11 protein-coding genes are annotated in these 14,519 nt (G+C 61.4%); 6 read left to right on the top strand and 5 right to left on the bottom strand.

Annotated elements, in window-relative coordinates; translation table 11 throughout:
• The first annotated feature begins 44 nt into the window (after nt 1-44).
• On the top strand, nt 45-1,028 hold the full coding sequence (locus tag ACFQDI_RS04580; RefSeq protein WP_377163882.1) for an enolase C-terminal domain-like protein: 984 nt from the start codon (nt 45-47) through the stop codon (nt 1,026-1,028).
• Nucleotides 1,025-2,245 carry a M20/M25/M40 family metallo-hydrolase gene (locus ACFQDI_RS04575; protein ID WP_377163880.1) on the top strand — a complete coding sequence of 407 codons (1,221 nt, stop codon included), beginning with the start codon at nt 1,025-1,027 and terminating at the stop codon, nt 2,243-2,245. Before ACFQDI_RS04580 ends, ACFQDI_RS04575 begins: the two co-directional genes overlap by 4 nt.
• Before the next feature lie 151 nt (nt 2,246-2,396).
• On the opposite strand, the gene ACFQDI_RS04570 is transcribed toward ACFQDI_RS04575, so the two are convergent.
• Nucleotides 2,397-3,374: an SMP-30/gluconolactonase/LRE family protein gene (locus tag ACFQDI_RS04570; RefSeq protein WP_377163878.1), complete on the bottom strand. Its 978-nt coding sequence runs from the start codon at nt 3,372-3,374 to the stop codon at nt 2,397-2,399.
• A 310-nt stretch (nt 3,375-3,684) separates the two neighbouring features.
• On the opposite strand from ACFQDI_RS04570, the gene ACFQDI_RS04565 reads away from it, so the two are divergent.
• Nucleotides 3,685-4,167, top strand: coding sequence for a hypothetical protein (locus tag ACFQDI_RS04565; protein WP_377163876.1), 483 nt, complete (start codon nt 3,685-3,687; stop codon nt 4,165-4,167).
• A 22-nt stretch (nt 4,168-4,189) separates the two neighbouring features.
• Here the strand turns inward: ACFQDI_RS04565 and ACFQDI_RS04560 are convergent, their stop codons facing one another.
• From ACFQDI_RS04560 to ACFQDI_RS04545, 4 genes are all read right to left on the bottom strand, one after another.
• Complete coding sequence (locus ACFQDI_RS04560; RefSeq protein ID WP_377163874.1) at nt 4,190-5,494, bottom strand: PQQ-binding-like beta-propeller repeat protein; 1,305 nt, start codon at nt 5,492-5,494, stop codon at nt 4,190-4,192.
• A 67-nt stretch (nt 5,495-5,561) separates the two neighbouring features.
• The gene (locus ACFQDI_RS04555) at nt 5,562-5,762 is read right to left on the bottom strand and encodes a hypothetical protein (RefSeq protein ID WP_377163872.1); all 201 of its coding nucleotides are present in this window, start codon (nt 5,760-5,762) and stop codon (nt 5,562-5,564) included.
• A gap of 5 nt (nt 5,763-5,767) precedes the next feature.
• The gene (locus ACFQDI_RS04550) at nt 5,768-7,447 is read right to left on the bottom strand and encodes a ribulokinase (protein ID WP_377163870.1); all 1,680 of its coding nucleotides are present in this window, start codon (nt 7,445-7,447) and stop codon (nt 5,768-5,770) included.
• A gap of 112 nt (nt 7,448-7,559) precedes the next feature.
• Nucleotides 7,560-11,846, bottom strand: a complete 4,287-nt coding sequence (locus tag ACFQDI_RS04545; RefSeq protein ID WP_377163868.1) for a PAS domain S-box protein — start codon at nt 11,844-11,846, stop codon at nt 7,560-7,562.
• 245 nt (nt 11,847-12,091) lie between these two features.
• On the opposite strand from ACFQDI_RS04545, the gene ACFQDI_RS04540 reads away from it, so the two are divergent.
• From ACFQDI_RS04540 to ACFQDI_RS04530, 3 genes are all read left to right on the top strand, one after another.
• Nucleotides 12,092-12,769 (top strand): 3-keto-disaccharide hydrolase, encoded by a 678-nt coding sequence (locus tag ACFQDI_RS04540; protein WP_377163865.1) that lies wholly within the window; start codon nt 12,092-12,094, stop codon nt 12,767-12,769.
• A 72-nt stretch (nt 12,770-12,841) separates the two neighbouring features.
• Nucleotides 12,842-13,633, top strand: a complete 792-nt coding sequence (locus ACFQDI_RS04535; protein ID WP_377163862.1) for a dienelactone hydrolase family protein — start codon at nt 12,842-12,844, stop codon at nt 13,631-13,633.
• A 16-nt stretch (nt 13,634-13,649) separates the two neighbouring features.
• On the top strand, nt 13,650-14,504 hold the full coding sequence (locus ACFQDI_RS04530; RefSeq protein WP_377163860.1) for a hypothetical protein: 855 nt from the start codon (nt 13,650-13,652) through the stop codon (nt 14,502-14,504).
• The last annotated feature ends 15 nt before the right edge of the window (nt 14,505-14,519 follow it).

The following is a 14,519-nucleotide window of genomic DNA, read 5'->3' as shown; positions in this document are numbered from 1 at the left end:
AGGACTCCTTGACCAGAGGGGCTCCTGACCTTTGACTGGGAGCCTTGAACTTCGAGATCAAAACACTCCAACTCACCGAGCCTTTTCGCATAGCCCACGGCACCTCCGCCACGCGCGAGGTGCTGCGTGCCTCAAATGGAGAGCTCGTCACTGAGGCGCCGTTTGTCCCCTACTACGGAGAAGACCCGGAGCAGACGCTGGCGGTGCTGCAGCAGGCAGTGCTGCCGGAAAAACTCCCGCGCACAGCAGCGCTGGCGCTGAACCTGATGAGGCATGAGATCATCTGCCAGCAGACCGGGAGGCCGCTGGCGGCGTTTGCCGAATCCAAGCTGGGTGCGGCGGCACAGGCTGCACCGCCGGGCTGCCGCTCCTTCAGCATTCCGACAGACTTGGATGCCTTTGAGGACAGGGTGCGCGAGATCTCGCAGCAGTTTCCCGTGCTCAAGCTGAAGCTGGGCTCCGGTGATCTGGGGCTGGACATCGCCACGGTATCTGTGGCGCGCATGGCCGCGCCAGACGCCCATCTGCTGCTGGATGTGAACGGCGGGTGGGACCTCGCCGAGGCGCCGCTGATGATTGAAAAACTGGCGGAATACAGCCCGGCGCTGATCGAGCAGCCCATCCACCACCGGCTGGGCGTGGATGCCTGGGAGGAGCTGCGGGCGCTGCTGCCGGGCAGCCCGCCGCCGATCTTTGCGGATGAAAGTGTGCAAACGGTGGAAGATGTGAGAGCGCTGGCTGATTTCGTGGATGGGGTGAACATCAAGCTGCTCAAGAGCGGGAGCTTTGACGCGGCTGTGGCCATGGTGGAGGCGGCAAAGGAGCAGAGCCTGCAAGTCCTGCTGGGCTGCATGATCGAAACCAGCCTGGGCACCACGGCGGCGGCGCACCTGGCCCCGTGGGCGGACTGGATCGACCTGGACGGGCATTTCTACGTGACGAATGACGACTACACAGGCCTGATGTATGATGCCTGCGGCAAGCTGATGATGCCAAACCGCCCCGGCATAGGAGCCGTACCACGATGAATGCAGCCTCTCTACAATCTGCCGCAGAGCGGCACCTCCCGGCGGCGCTGGACCTGCTGCGGCGATTCGTGGCCATCAACAGCTTCACGGCGAATGCTGAGGGGGTGGATGAAGTGGCGCGGCTGACGGCGGCGGCTTTTGCCCCGCTGGGCTTTGAGGCGGAGCTGTCGCCATGCAGCACTCCAGGCACGGGGCATCACCTTTTTCTCAGGCATCGCGGCCAGGGGGGCGACCCCATCGTGCTGGTCACGCACTCTGACACGGTGTTTCCGGCAGAGGAGGAAAGGCTGAATGATTTCAAATGGGATGAACGCCCAGATGAAGGACGCATCTATGGGCCGGGGACGGTGGATAACAAAGGCGGCACGGCTTTGATCTGGCTGCTGCTGCAAATGCTGCGGGACGCTGTCCCGGAACTCTTTGAGCGCACGCACTGGCTCGTGGCGGCGAATGCGGCTGAAGAAATCACGGGCGATGACTTTGGCAGGGCCACGGCCGAGCGCTGCGGAGGCAAGGCGCGCGCGGTGCTGGTGTTTGAAGGCGGGCCGGTGGATGAGCGTGGCTGGCACATCGTCACTTCACGCAAAGGGCGCAGCACTTGGAGGCTCAGCGCCGAAGGCAAGGCCGCCCATGCGGGAAGCAAGCACCATGAAGGCATCAATGCCATCGATGCGCTGGCCCGTGTGCTGCCGGACATCGCCGCGCTGACGAACGCGGAGGCTGAGCGCACAGTGAACATCGGCATGGTACAGGGAGGCACTGTGGTGAACCGGGTACCCCATGAGGCCGTAGCCGAGTGGGAATGCCGGGCCACGGAGCCTGCGGTGCTGCAGCATGCAGATGATTTTTTTGCAGCGCTAAGCGGTACGGCGTCGAACGGGGCGAAGCTCACAGCGGAGCGCACAGGGCACACGGCGGCGTGGCCGGGTGGCATGGAGTCGAAGTCGCTCTTTCACCTCTGGCATGAGGCAGCGGCGCTGATGAATCTCAAGGCGGTGTCTGTGCCGCGCGGGGGCCTGAGCGATGCGAACCACCTGTGGCAGCTGGCGCCGACGCTGGATGGACTGGGCCCGTATGGTGGCAATGCGCACTGCTCCGAACGCACGGCGGACGGCAGCAAGCTGCCGGAGTATGTGGAGCCGGGGTCGTTTGTGCCGAAAGCGGTGATGAACGGGCTGGCGCTGGTGAGGCTGATTTCGAGTTTGAGTTCTTTGTGACTTACTTGATGCCCTTGAGGGTGTGACTGGCTTTTGCGCGGAGCGGAGGGAGAGGGCGGAGCGCCGCACAGGGGACTGTGCGGACCACTTTACTGACGTCCTTGCGATGTCCTGTGAGCACGGGCATGCTCTAAAGAACTCAGGCCTACTTCTACAATCCTTTCGCCAGTGTCTTCACGCGCAGCAGGAACATGTCTGCGGTGATGTAGAGGGTGCTGCGGTCAGCGCCGCCGAAGGCGCAGTTGGCGGTGGCCTGGCCGGTGAGAATGCTGCCGAGGTGCTTGCCATCTTTGCCGATGATGAGGACGCCGCCGGGGCCGGTGGTCCAGATGTTGCCGTGGGTGTCCACCTTCATGCCATCGCAGCCGCCTTTGCGTGCGGGGCTTTTGAGCGGCTGGGCATTGAAAAAGACGCGGCCGTTTTTGGCGGTGCCGTCTTCCTGGAGATCATAGGCCATGACGCGGGTGTCCTTGGGGTCTGACACGGCGATGTAGAGGGTCTTCTGGTCAGGACTGAGCGCGATGCCGTTCGGGAAACGGATGTCCGAAATCACGAGCGAGACTTTGCCCGCAGGAGTGACGGAGTAGATGCCGTGCTGTTTGAGCTCGGGGGCTTCGCCTTTCTTCAGGCCGTAGGGTGGATCGGTGAAGAAGATGGCGCCGCTTTTGGCGATGACGAGATCGTTGGGGCTGTTGAAGCGCTTGCCTTCATAGTGGTCCGCGAGCGAGGTGAAGGTGCCGTCTTTTTCAAGGCGTGCGATACGGCGCTCTCCATGCTGGCAAAGGATGAGATTTCCCTGGGCATCGACTTGGAGGCCGTTGGAGCCCTGACCGTCCCCGCTGAGACTACCGCTGGGTTTGAGCACGACTTTGGCTGCGGTGTCGCCTTCCTTCCAGCCGAAGACGGTGTTCTCCGGGACGTCTGAGAAGACGAGACCCCCATCGCGCCAGACGGGGCCTTCGGACCAGTTGAAGCCGGAGGCGAGGACTTCGATTTTGGCGTCGGGAGCGATGAGTCCATCGAGAGCGGGATCGAGTTTTTCGATGGAGCCGTGGAATGTAGGGACGGGCTCGGCAGTGAAAGCGGCGAGTGTGGTGACGAGGAGAAGGGAGAGGGCGCGGAGGAACATGGTGAAGTAAGAATGGGCCATGGATCTAAACGGTCTTGAACTGCGGGAACATTTCTGAGTTTAATCAGCCAAGCCAAGTTTGGCCCACCCATTCGACATGGAAAATCTGACCTCTTCTCTTGCTGGATTGCATGGACAAACACGCGCCAGTTTCAAGCTTAAGCCGCCTGCCATCCCACCATGCCAAGGGTAAAATCTAACAGCGTCACATCCTATGCGGAATTTTTTCCAATTCATCAAATGGACCATCATCGTGGCTGGCACACTATGTGTCGTGGTGGTAGCGCTCTGCACCACATTCTTTTATTTCATGCTCTCTCCCACTACGAGCTTGACGAAATATGAAGACATCGTCGGCAAGTCTAAAAGAAAAGAAGCCACGAAGGATTTGGCACTCCGCTCTCTGGAACACTTTCCCGAATGCATCCCGCCTTCGGCAAAAGATGCCAAATTTTTTTACTCGCCGGGATTTCGCGCGGGCATGCAAACTCAGCTTTTGCTCACCCTTCCCGAATCCGAAGTGGCTGAAATTGAAAGGCACTTGCGTTCCGAGCATCAACCCAAGCCTGCTGACCTGGTCAATGGCCGACCGTATACATTTCCGGCAGCATGGCTTAAGAACGGGTGGCTGAGCATGGAACCCAGCTATGAAGCTCGCCGAGTCAGCGATGACTTTATCTGGTTTGATCTGTCACCCGCACGTGACCCGTCACCCTATAACAGGCATTGGCTCACGAAGGGCGTCGCCGTGTCACAGAGCAAACATCAGGTGTTTTATTGGCTAGGCAACTGAGACACGCCAACAGCGACTCGCCTCACCGTGCCGCCGTCTTTGCAGTGCGTTTGCCGAGGCAGATGAGGCTTTTATCAGTGCGGATGAAGAGCTGGCCTTCGCTGAGTGCGGGGGAGGCGAAGACTTTTTCCTTGAGGTCGCTTTCGGCGAGGAGCTTGTAGGTTTTGTCTGGCTGGACGGTGCGGAGGATGCCGAAGTCGTTGATGAAAAAGACGTGGCCTTCGGCGCTGGTGAGGGAGGCGTGGTGCTCGCGCATGCGCTCCTCCCATTGGATCTCGCCGGACTTGGCATCAAAGCAATGGGCGACGCCAGAGTCTGAGACGTTGAGGAGGTGGCTGCCTTCAATGAGCGGTGATGGGACGTAGGAGACGCCTTTGTTGGTGCGCCAGACGATGTGGGTGCTGGTGACATTGCCGCTGCCGTCGGGCTTGATGGCGAGGAGGTGGTGCTCGGGGAAACCGCCGGTCATGTAGAGGAGGCCGGACTGCTCGCTGTAAACGATGGAGGCGACGAACTGCTCGGTGGGGCCATCGATAATCCAGAGAAGCTTGCCGGTGCGGGGATCGTAGCTGGTGACGCACAGGGTGCCGGAGAGGACCATCTGGGTGCGGCCGCCGATGTCGCGAATGAGAGGGACGCAGTAGCTGCGGGTGTTGTTGGGGCGGGCGATGCGCCAGAGCTCTTTGCCGTCGGTGCGTGCAAGAGCGACGATGTAGCCGTCGCCGTCATGGTCGCAGTTGACGATGACCTTGTCTTCAAAAACGATGGGGCTGGAGCAGAAGCCGTGCTTGCTGGAGAAGAGGCCAGGGCGCACCTGCCAGATTTGTTTGCCGCTGAAGTCGTGCGCGGAGATCACGACGGTGCCTTTGGGGACTTCACCTTTGCCGATGACACGACCGGCATTGGCAGCGCGTGTGGCGTCGGTTTCAGTGTTGTCTAGGAAGGCGGTGAAGACGCGCTCTCCATCGGTGGCGGGAGTGCTGGAGGCCTGGCTGTTGAGCTTGTGGATGCTTTCGATAGGGGCTTTGAGCACGGTGGACTGCCAGAGCAGCTTGCCTGATGCACGGTCGAGGCAGAGCAGGACGCGCTCCTCTTTTTCCGCAATGGCGGCGACTGCGAAAATGCGGTCCTGCCACACGATGGGCGAGGCATGACCGCTGCCGGGAAGCTCAACCTTCCAGGTGACGCTGCCGTCTGCGGAAACCGGAAAGCCGGTGTCTTTGGAGGTGCCATCGAGACGCGGTCCGCGCCACTGCGGCCAGTCTTCAGCGAGAAGGAGCGAGGGGGAGAGCGCGAGGAGCAGGAAAAGCGTGCGGAGGGGGATCATGCAGGGAGCCAAACGGCGGGAGCGGTGGGGAGCTTGCGAGAATGAGGCGAACAGTTCTCCCTGCACCTCAGCCGAGCCACCAGTGCAGGAGCAGGGCGGCTGTGACGGCGATCAAGCCGCGCAGGCAAAAGCGGATGAGACGGCGATCACTGGCCGTGGCGTCCGGCGGGGGGTTGGAAAAATCCTGCCGGAAGATCACCGCCACATACGGCCCCAGCCAAAGGAAAAGAATGAGCAGGGCTGGGTAGATGATGTGAGGCCAGTCCATGCAGGTCAGCTCTGCCGAGCGCGGATGTCCAGGAGCTGCTTCATGACGTGGCTGAGTTTGCCGCTCCATTCGGCGGAGCCAAAGGCGTCGTGGAGGGTGCGGTAGAGGGTGTAGAGTTCGGCGTAAACGGCCTGGTTTTCGGGGATGGGATAGTAGACTTTTTCGCGGGTGGCGGTGACCTGGGCCTGGAGGGTGTGGATGTCCCCTGCCCCGGCGGCGGCGGCACCGAAGATGGCGGCACCGAGGGCGCAGGTCTGCTCGCTCTGGCTGACTTTCATGGGCTTGCCGATGATGTCGGCGTAGCACTGCATAAGGGTGGCGTTTTTGATGGAGAGGCCGCCGGTGTTGATGACTTCCTCGACCTTCACGCCGTATTCCTCGACGCGCCTGATGATGGTGAGCGCGCCGAAGGCGGTGGCTTCGATGTAAGCGCGGTAGATTTCGTGAGCCTCGGTGTGGAGGGTCTGGCCGAGCAGGAGGCCGGTGAGGCGGACATCGACGAGGATGGTGCGGTTGCCGTTGTTCCAGTCGAGCGCGAGGAGGCCGGTGGCGCCGGGCTTTTTGCCGAGCATGGCTTTTTCCATATTCACGAATTTTTCGCCGACGGTGGCGCCGTAGCTGTCGGGCACGAGGTGATTGACGAACCAGAGGAAGATGTCGCCGACGGCACTCTGTCCGGCCTCGATACCGTAGTAGCCGGGGAGGACGGATCCATTCACGATGCCGCAGACACCGGGGACGTCCGCCAGGGGCTTGCTGGTGGGTGCGATCATGAGATCGCAGGTGCTGGTACCGAGGATCTTTACCAATGTGCCTTCCTTGATGCCTGCACCGACGGCGCCCATGTGGGCATCAAAGGCACCGACACTGATGGCGATGCCTTCTTTGAGTCCGAGGCGCTGGGACCATTCGGCGCAGAGAGAGCCGGCCTTCACATCGGCGGTGTGGGCCACGGAGTAGAGGCGATCACGCAGATCGGCGAGGGCAGGATCGAGCCGGGCCAGGAATTCTTTGTCAGGCAGGCCGCCCCACTCGGTGCTGAACATGGCCTTGTGCCCGGCGCTGCACACGCCGCGCTTGAGCGTGAGGGGATCGGTGTTGCCGGTGAGGACGGCGGGGATCCAGTCGCAATGCTCGACGAAGCTGAAAGCGGCCTCGAAGACCTTTGCGTCCACGCGGCGGAGGCGGAGGATTTTGCTCCACCACCATTCGCTGGAGTAGATGCCGCCGCATTTGGCGATGATGTTTGGCCGGATCTCGTGAGCGAGTTTGGTGATCTCTGCGGCTTCGGCGTAGCCGGTGTGGTCTTTCCAGAGCCAGACCATGGCGTTGAGGTTGTTTTTGAACTCGGGCAGCAGGCCGAGCGGGGTGCCCTGCTTGTTGACTGGGATGGGGGTGCTGCCGGTGGTGTCGATGCCGATGCCGACGACCTGGGTGGGATCAAAGCCGGGGACATTTGCCTGAGCCTGCTGGAGTGCACCGCGTGTCACGGCTTCGAGGCCGTCGAGGTAATCCTGCGGGTTCTGCCGGGCGACGTGCGGGTCTTTCGGATCGAGGAGGATGCCCATCTCGCCGCTCGGGTAGTTGAAGACGGTGGAGCCGACTTCGGCGCCGTTGTCGAGGTCGATGAGGAGGGAGCGGCAGGAGTTGGTGCCGTAGTCGATGCCAAGGGAGTAGCGCTTCATGGGTTGGTTTGGAGCAGTCTGCGGATGTTGTAGCGGATCCATCCCGCAGTGCGAGCCAAAACCGGACAAGGTTTGTGACCGGGGAGTGACGGTTCTTGATGCTGGCCTGCCGCTAGGAAGCAGGGTGCAGCACGGCGTGAATGGTGCGCAGAAGGGTGGCGGCATTGTAGGGCTTGCGCAGCACATGCTCCACACGCAGCGCATTGAGCTCTTCCAGGTGCCCTTTGTCCGCCACACCTGTCGAGCCGATCACGGGCACCTGCGCGTTCAGCTTGCGGAGTGTGCGCACAAAGAGCACGCCATCCATGACGGGCATCATCACATCTGTCAGCACGAGGGCGATTTCGCTGCTTTGTTTGGAGAAGGTGTCGATGGCTTCGACGCCATCTGCGGCGGAGAGCACGCGGTAGCCGTTTGACTCCAGCACGGAGCGCGCCGCGCTGATGATCGCGGGCTCATCATCCACCACCAGCACGAGTTCGCCCTGGCCAGGAGGGGGAGGCTCGGCGCCAGTGGCTTCTGCCTGTTGCGGGGGCTCCACAGCGGCAGGCAGATAGACGTGGAAGACCGTCCCCATGCCCTGCTCGCTTTCTACCCTGAGAATGCCGCCATGGCTTTTGACAATGCCATGAACGGTCGAGAGGCCGAGCCCCGTGCCATTGCCCAATCCTTTGGTGGTGAAAAATGGGTCGAAGATGCGATCCAAAATTTCCGGAGGGATGCCACAGCCGGTGTCGGCCACCTTCAGCAGTACGTAGGCCCCGGAGGAGACCTCCGGCAGCATGCTGGCGTAGCTGACGTCGATATCGAGATTGGCCGCGCTTATCTGCAGGCGCCCGCCATTGGGCATGGCATCGCGCGCGTTCACGCAGAGATTCAGCAGCACCTGGTGCATCTGAGTTGCGTCTCCCAGAACCAGACGCAGGGCGGGTCCGATCTCGGTTTCGACCCTGATGTTTTTGGGGAAGGTGCTGCGGATCATCTGCTCGATCTCCTGGATGAGCATGCCCACCATGAGCGGCTTCTTTTCCCCCTCGTAACCGCGGCCGAAGGTGAGCACCTGCTTGATGATCTGTGCACCGCGCTGCGCGCTCTTCTCAATGGTGTCGCAGAGGCTTTCACGCCTGTCCCCGGCCAGGCCAATGCGGAGGACCGCGACGGACATCATGATGGGGGTGAGGATGTTGTTCAGGTCATGCGCCACGCCGCTGGCCAGGGTGCCGATGCTCTCCATGCGCTGGGCGCGGAGGAACTGCTGCTCCAGCTTCTTGCGACCGGTGATGTCATGGAAGGTCCACACACGGCCATAGTAGGTGCCGTCACGGCCGCGGACGGGTGCGGAATAGCGCTCCAGGATGGTGCCGTCCACGAGTTCGATCACGTCGCTGCTGGACTCGTCCGGGTGCGCGTTGAGGTGCACCGTCTTTTGCACGAAGTACTCCGGGTTTTTAACCCTGCCGACGACGAACTGGAACTGCGGGGCGTCGTCGGGGTCATCCGCGATGTGGAGCGGTATTTTCCACAGCTCGTTCATGCGGCGGTTTTGCAGCAGCTTTCTGCCCGTGCTGTCCAGGACCAGAATGCCGTCGATGGCGGAGTGCACCTGCGCCTCGAAGAAAGCGGTGCGCCAGCGCAGCTCCTGCTCCGCCTGCAGGCGCCGGGCTTCGCCCTCGCCCACTTCGAGAGCGAAGCTGATGTCCATGGCGAGCTCGTCCAGCAGCAGCATTTCCTCCTCGTTGAAAAAGGCGGTCTCGTCAGAGTAGAGGGTGAAGACGCCACGCACCTTTCCGCCCGTCTTGAGCGGAAAGCAGGCAGACGAGTGGTAGCCGCGCCTGAGCATCTCATCGCGCCATGGTGCCATCCGTTCGTCCAGCTCGGCATCATTGCACACCGCGTGCTCCCCGGTGTGGAAGCAGCGGCCGGAGGGCCCTGCGCTGCGCTGCTCGTCGTTGAGGTCGATGTTGACATGGTCCAGATACCCCTGCACGGCACCGGCGGAGGCCACCGGCCTGATCCGGTTGGCGGCGGTGTCGTGCATGCCCACCCAGGCCATGCGAAAGCCACCTGTCTCCACCGCTATCTGGCAGGCCTTGTTGAGCATCGACTGCGGGTCCTTCTCATGCACAATGGTTTTGTTGATGGCGCTGAGCACGCCGTGGATGCGGTTGAGCTGCCGGATCCGCAGCTCGGCCTGCTTCTGCTCTGTGATGTCCTGCGTGGTGCCGAGGATCTTGCCGGTGCGGCCGCCCTCGTCCATGAGGATGCGGCAGCGCACCAGCATCATGCGCTCCACGCCATCCTTGCGGATGATGCGGTGCTGAAACTGCCGTGCAAACTCCGGGTCGGTGGTGGCGACTCCGAGAGCGACCTCTCCCGCCACGATCCCGGCGTCCTCAGGGTGCGCAAATCTGCGGATGTACTCCTCCGGAGGCATGGAGCGCCCGCCTTCGTGCTCGGAGGTCGTTCCCATCATCTGGAAAAGATGCTCGTCGGCGGTCACCATGTTCTTCACCACGTCAAATTCCCAGTGCGCCAGCTTGGCTATCTCCATGGCCTGCACGAGCTGCATCTGCTTCTGCCGCAGGATCTCCTCGGCCTCTTTGAGCGCGGTGATGTCCAGCTCGATGCCGTCCCACAGGACATGGCCGTTGGACGCACGGCGGGGGGCTGAGCTAAAGAGGCTCCAGCGCAGCGCGCCGGACGGCATCTGCATGCGCAGCTCCGCCATGAAGGGCTTCATGCAGGCCAGGGCGTCGGCATCGAGCGCAGTCGCCCGCGGCTGGTCCACCTTGGCCACCTGCGCGTAGAGCAGCTGGGCGTCCTGAAGCACCGCCTCTGCCTTGAGTCCGTGCAGCTTCTCCACGCCTGCGCTGACATACGTAAAGCGCCGCATCTGGCCGTCTGTGCCCATGTCGAGCTGGTACATCATGCCGCTGGGCAGGTTGTCGCCCAGGCTGCGGATGCGGGCCTCGCCCTCTCGCAGAGCTTCGTCCGCCTGCTTTTGCGCGGTGATGTCGCGCGCGATCTTTGAGGCCCCTATGACCTTTCCATCCTCATCCCTGAGCGGGGAGATGGTGGCCGAGATGAAAATGCGGCGCCCGTCTTTGCAGACGCGCACGGACTCCAAATTCTGGACGGTCTCCCCACGCGAGATCCTGGCCAGGATGTCCTTTTCGTCCTGCTGCGTCTCAGGTGGGAACAAGGTGAACATGGGCTGCCCGATGGCCTCCGCCGCCGTGTAGCCGAAGATTTTTTCCGCCCCGCGGTTCCAGCTGGTGATGATGCCCTCCAGCGTCTTGCCAATGATCGCGTCCTCGGAGCTTTCCACGATGGCCGCTAGCTGCGTCTGCTTGTGCTGCAGCTCCTTGCGCTCCGTGATGTCCGCCACCAGCGAGATGACACATTTTTTTCCATTTAGCTCGATGGGGTCTGCGTTGACGTTGATCGCCTTGCGTTCCCCCGTCTTGGTGATGGCGTACATCTCCATGTCACGCAGGGAGCCGCCGGCAAAAAGAGGCTCAAACATGCGGCTGCGTGCGCCAGAAGTCTCCCAGATGCCCAGCTCGAGCGAGGTATGGCCGATGACCTCACCGGGGGAATAACCCATGATGCGGCAGTAGCTGTCGTTGACCTCGATGAACCTGCCTGTCTCAAGTTCTGTGATGGCGATGCCGCTGGGGTTGGATTTGAAGGCTTTGAAAAACTTCTCCTCACTCTCCTGCAACACCGTCAACTCACGGCGGCGGATGGTCAGATTAAAAACCAGCACGACCGTGCAGGCCAGGGCCAGTCCCATGACCACGACCACTGCCCAGTAAAGGTCACTGACGCTGCGGCGGATCGAAGCCGAGAAGCTGATGCTGTTGGCGTGGTTGTATTTGATGAGGTCCTCCGCCGCCTTGATGGCGGGGACGAAGACCGGGAGCAGCTCGCGCTCCAAGTAGGCGGCACCCGCGGTACGGTCTCCGCTGACAATCAAGGCTTCGTAAGCCCTGCACTTTTCGAAAAATACCGCAGCCGTTTCTTTGACCAAGTCGAGCAACGCCCCGTCCTCGGCCGGATTCAGCTTGATGGTGGCCTGATACTTCTGAAGCTCATCGGCAAACTTCTCTTCGGCCTCATGGACGGTTTTCAGGCCCTCGTCCCGGGCCTCTGGGGACTGGGCGGAAGCGGCCACCAAAGCCCAGCCGATATTGCGGGAGATGGCCATGCGCATGTAATGTGCGTGGATGGTGCCGGGCACGGCATCCTGGGCGATCAGGTTGCTGTCGTCCTCCACCTTCCGACCGCTGTAGTAGGCCATGGCACAAAGGGCAGTCAGGAGACCCAAAATGGCGATGCAAGCCAGCCGTATTTGCAGCGAGGGGTTGAGCGGTCTTGTCTTGATCAGTCTTTTCATCTTTGGCTGCGGGTGCAGATTGTCCAGCTTTGCATTTCACCGACATCAGCCAGAAGTGGCCTATACTTTAATAGCCATACTTATTAAATAGCTGGCCTAACACAATCTATCTGCAACTAAATGATAGCTTAAATTTTTTACGTGGATTGGCCCGCGTCCGGGCGGACGCCGGGAGCGGCGGTGGGCGTGGTTTGCGGACAGATGCGCGGAAAGACACCGCCCTGGCACCCGTTTATCACCGCCCTATGACCCACCGACTGCTCTCCCTCGCCGCTGTTTTCACCCTTTCCACCGCCCTGCATGCGGAGGACGCCTTTGTCCCGCTGTTTGACGGCACGACGCTGAGCGGCTGGGAGCAGCACAGCGGCACGGCGCAGTACCGGGTGGAGAACGGCGTGATCGTGGGCAAGACGGTGCCGAACACGGGGAACTCCTTTCTGTGCACGGCGAAGAAGTACTCCAACTTCATCCTGGAAGTGGAGTTCAAGGTCGATCCCTCGATGAACTCGGGGATCCAGTTCCGAAGCAACTACTACACGCAGGAGACGGAGGTGGAGATCGCGGGGAAAAAGAAAAAATTCCCAGCGGACCGCGTGCATGGCTATCAGTTTGAGATCGACCCAAGTGCCCGCGCCTATACCGGCGGCGTGTATGACGAAGGCCGCCGAGGCTGGCTGTTTGACCTGAAGAACAACGAAGCAGCCCGCAAGGCCTTCAAGCAGGGAGAGTGGAACCAGGCACGCATCGAGTGCCGGGGGAGCAGCATCAAGACCTTCATCAACGGCGTGCTGGCGGCGGACTTTACCGATGACATGACGGCGGAGGGCGTGATCGCGCTGCAGGTGCACGGCATTGGCAAAAAGACCGAGGCGGTGGGCAAGGAGGTGATGTGGAAAAACATCCGCATCCAGGAACTCAAGTAGAATCATCATTCGAGTTCGAAAGGGAAACGAGTTGGAAAACCCGTCCCCTTCTGTTTAGAGTAACCCAAAACCATGAAAACCAACCGCACTCTGCTTTTCATCTCCTCCCTGCTCCTTTCCGCCGGCCTGCTGAAGGCCGAGATCAAGGAGACGACCGTCGAATACAAATCCGGAGACGTGGCCTGCGAGGGCCTGCACGTCGTGGACACCGCCAGGAGCGGCAAGCTGCCCTCGGTGCTGATCATCCACCAATGGACAGGGCTGAGTGACAACGAGAAGATGCGGGCACGCATGCTGGCCGAGCTGGGCTACAACGTCTTTGCCGCAGACATCTACGGCAAAGGCATACGCCCGCAGCCGCCTGCGGCAGGCCAGGAGGCCGGCAAATACAAGACCAACCGCAAGCTGTACCGCGAGCGGATGCTCTCGGCGCTGGAGGTGCTGAGCAAGGACCCGCAGACGGATGTGTCCAAAATCGCGGCGATCGGCTACTGCTTTGGCGGCACCGGCGTGATCGAGCTGGCCCGCAGCGGGGCGCTGATCAAGGGCGTGGTGAGCTTCCACGGGGGGCTGGACTCCCCGACGCCGGCCGACGGCAAAAACATCAAGGGCAAGGTGCTGGTGCTGCATGGCGCGGACGATCCATTTGTGCCGGCGAAGGACATCGCTGCGTTTGAGCAGGAGATGAAGGACGCGAAGGTGGACTACAAGCTGGTGAGCTACCCGGGAGCGGTGCATTCCTTTACCCAGAAGGCTGCGGGCAATGACAACAGCAAAGGCGCGGCCTACAACGAGGCCGCCGACAAGGCCTCCTGGGAGGAGATGAAGGCCTTCTTTGCGCGCATCTTCAAGACGGAAGGCTGAACCGAGGAAGCCGGCCATGAAACGACTTCTGCTGCTGCAAGCCGCCCTGGCCTTTGCCGTGCTTTCGGCAGCGGAAGAGCCCACGAACTTCATCCGTTTTGTGGAGGAGGAGAAGAGCGACAGCCTGCAAACGGCGGTGGTGGGCTATGAGTCGCCGCAGAAGGTGAAGGTGGACCTGGTGGGGGCCATCCACATCGCGGACAAGGCGTACTTCGATGCGCTGAACGTGAAATTCAAAGGCTACGATGCGGTGCTTTATGAGCTCGTGGGCCCGTCTTTTGAGGAACGGGGAAAGCCCGAGGCCAAAAAGGAGGCGGAAAAGATGCAGTGGGTGGGGCAGCTGCAGACCCTGATGCGAGACACGCTGAAGCTGCACGGCCAGCTGGAGGGGATCGACTACACGGCGAAAAACTTTGTGCATGCGGACATGGACATGTCCCAGTTTACCCAGACGCAGACGCAGAAGCAGGAGAGCTTTCTCTCGCTCTACCTGAAGGCGGCGCAGGCGCAGAAAGAGGTGAATGAGAAGCGCGGGGTGAACTCAGACGCGGCAGGCATCGTGATGCTGCTGAAGATCCTGACCCTGAAGGACAGCAGCACGGAGCTGAAGCGGATGATCGCGCAGGAGTTTGACAGTGTGGAGGACATCATGGCGGGCATTGAGACCGGAGACGGCACGGTGCTGGTAGGCGAGCGCAACAAGGTGGCGCTGGGAGTGATGGACAAGGAGATCGCGGCGGGGAAAAAGCGGCTCGCCATTTTTTATGGAGCCGCGCACCTGGGAGACATGGAGGAGCGGCTGCTGAAGAAGGGATTCAAGCGCACGAAGGTGGAGTGGCTGAAGGCGTGGGACCTGCCGCACGCCAAGTAATATCACGAGCAGTTG

The organism is Prosthecobacter fluviatilis (assembly GCF_042655725.1).
Classification (GTDB): Bacteria; Verrucomicrobiota; Verrucomicrobiia; order Verrucomicrobiales; family Verrucomicrobiaceae; genus Prosthecobacter; species Prosthecobacter fluviatilis.
This window is presented reverse-complemented; position numbering and strand designations above follow the sequence as displayed.

Bases quoted from the DNA above. Each gene is read 5' to 3' on its own strand.
- ACFQDI_RS04575 (WP_377163880.1), top strand. From the start codon at position 1,025: ATGAATGCAGCCTCTCTACAATCTGCCGCAGAGCGGCACCTCCCGGCG.
- ACFQDI_RS04570 (WP_377163878.1), bottom strand. From the start codon at position 3,374: ATGTTCCTCCGCGCCCTCTCCCTTCTCCTCGTCACCACACTCGCCGCT.
- ACFQDI_RS04565 (WP_377163876.1), top strand. From the start codon at position 3,685: ATGCTCTCTCCCACTACGAGCTTGACGAAATATGAAGACATCGTCGGC.
- ACFQDI_RS04560 (WP_377163874.1), bottom strand. From the start codon at position 5,494: ATGATCCCCCTCCGCACGCTTTTCCTGCTCCTCGCGCTCTCCCCCTCG.
- ACFQDI_RS04555 (WP_377163872.1), bottom strand. From the start codon at position 5,762: ATGGACTGGCCTCACATCATCTACCCAGCCCTGCTCATTCTTTTCCTT.
- ACFQDI_RS04550 (WP_377163870.1), bottom strand. From the start codon at position 7,447: ATGAAGCGCTACTCCCTTGGCATCGACTACGGCACCAACTCCTGCCGC.
- ACFQDI_RS04545 (WP_377163868.1), bottom strand. From the start codon at position 11,846: ATGAAAAGACTGATCAAGACAAGACCGCTCAACCCCTCGCTGCAAATA.
- ACFQDI_RS04540 (WP_377163865.1), top strand. From the start codon at position 12,092: ATGACCCACCGACTGCTCTCCCTCGCCGCTGTTTTCACCCTTTCCACC.
- ACFQDI_RS04535 (WP_377163862.1), top strand. From the start codon at position 12,842: ATGAAAACCAACCGCACTCTGCTTTTCATCTCCTCCCTGCTCCTTTCC.
- ACFQDI_RS04530 (WP_377163860.1), top strand. From the start codon at position 13,650: ATGAAACGACTTCTGCTGCTGCAAGCCGCCCTGGCCTTTGCCGTGCTT.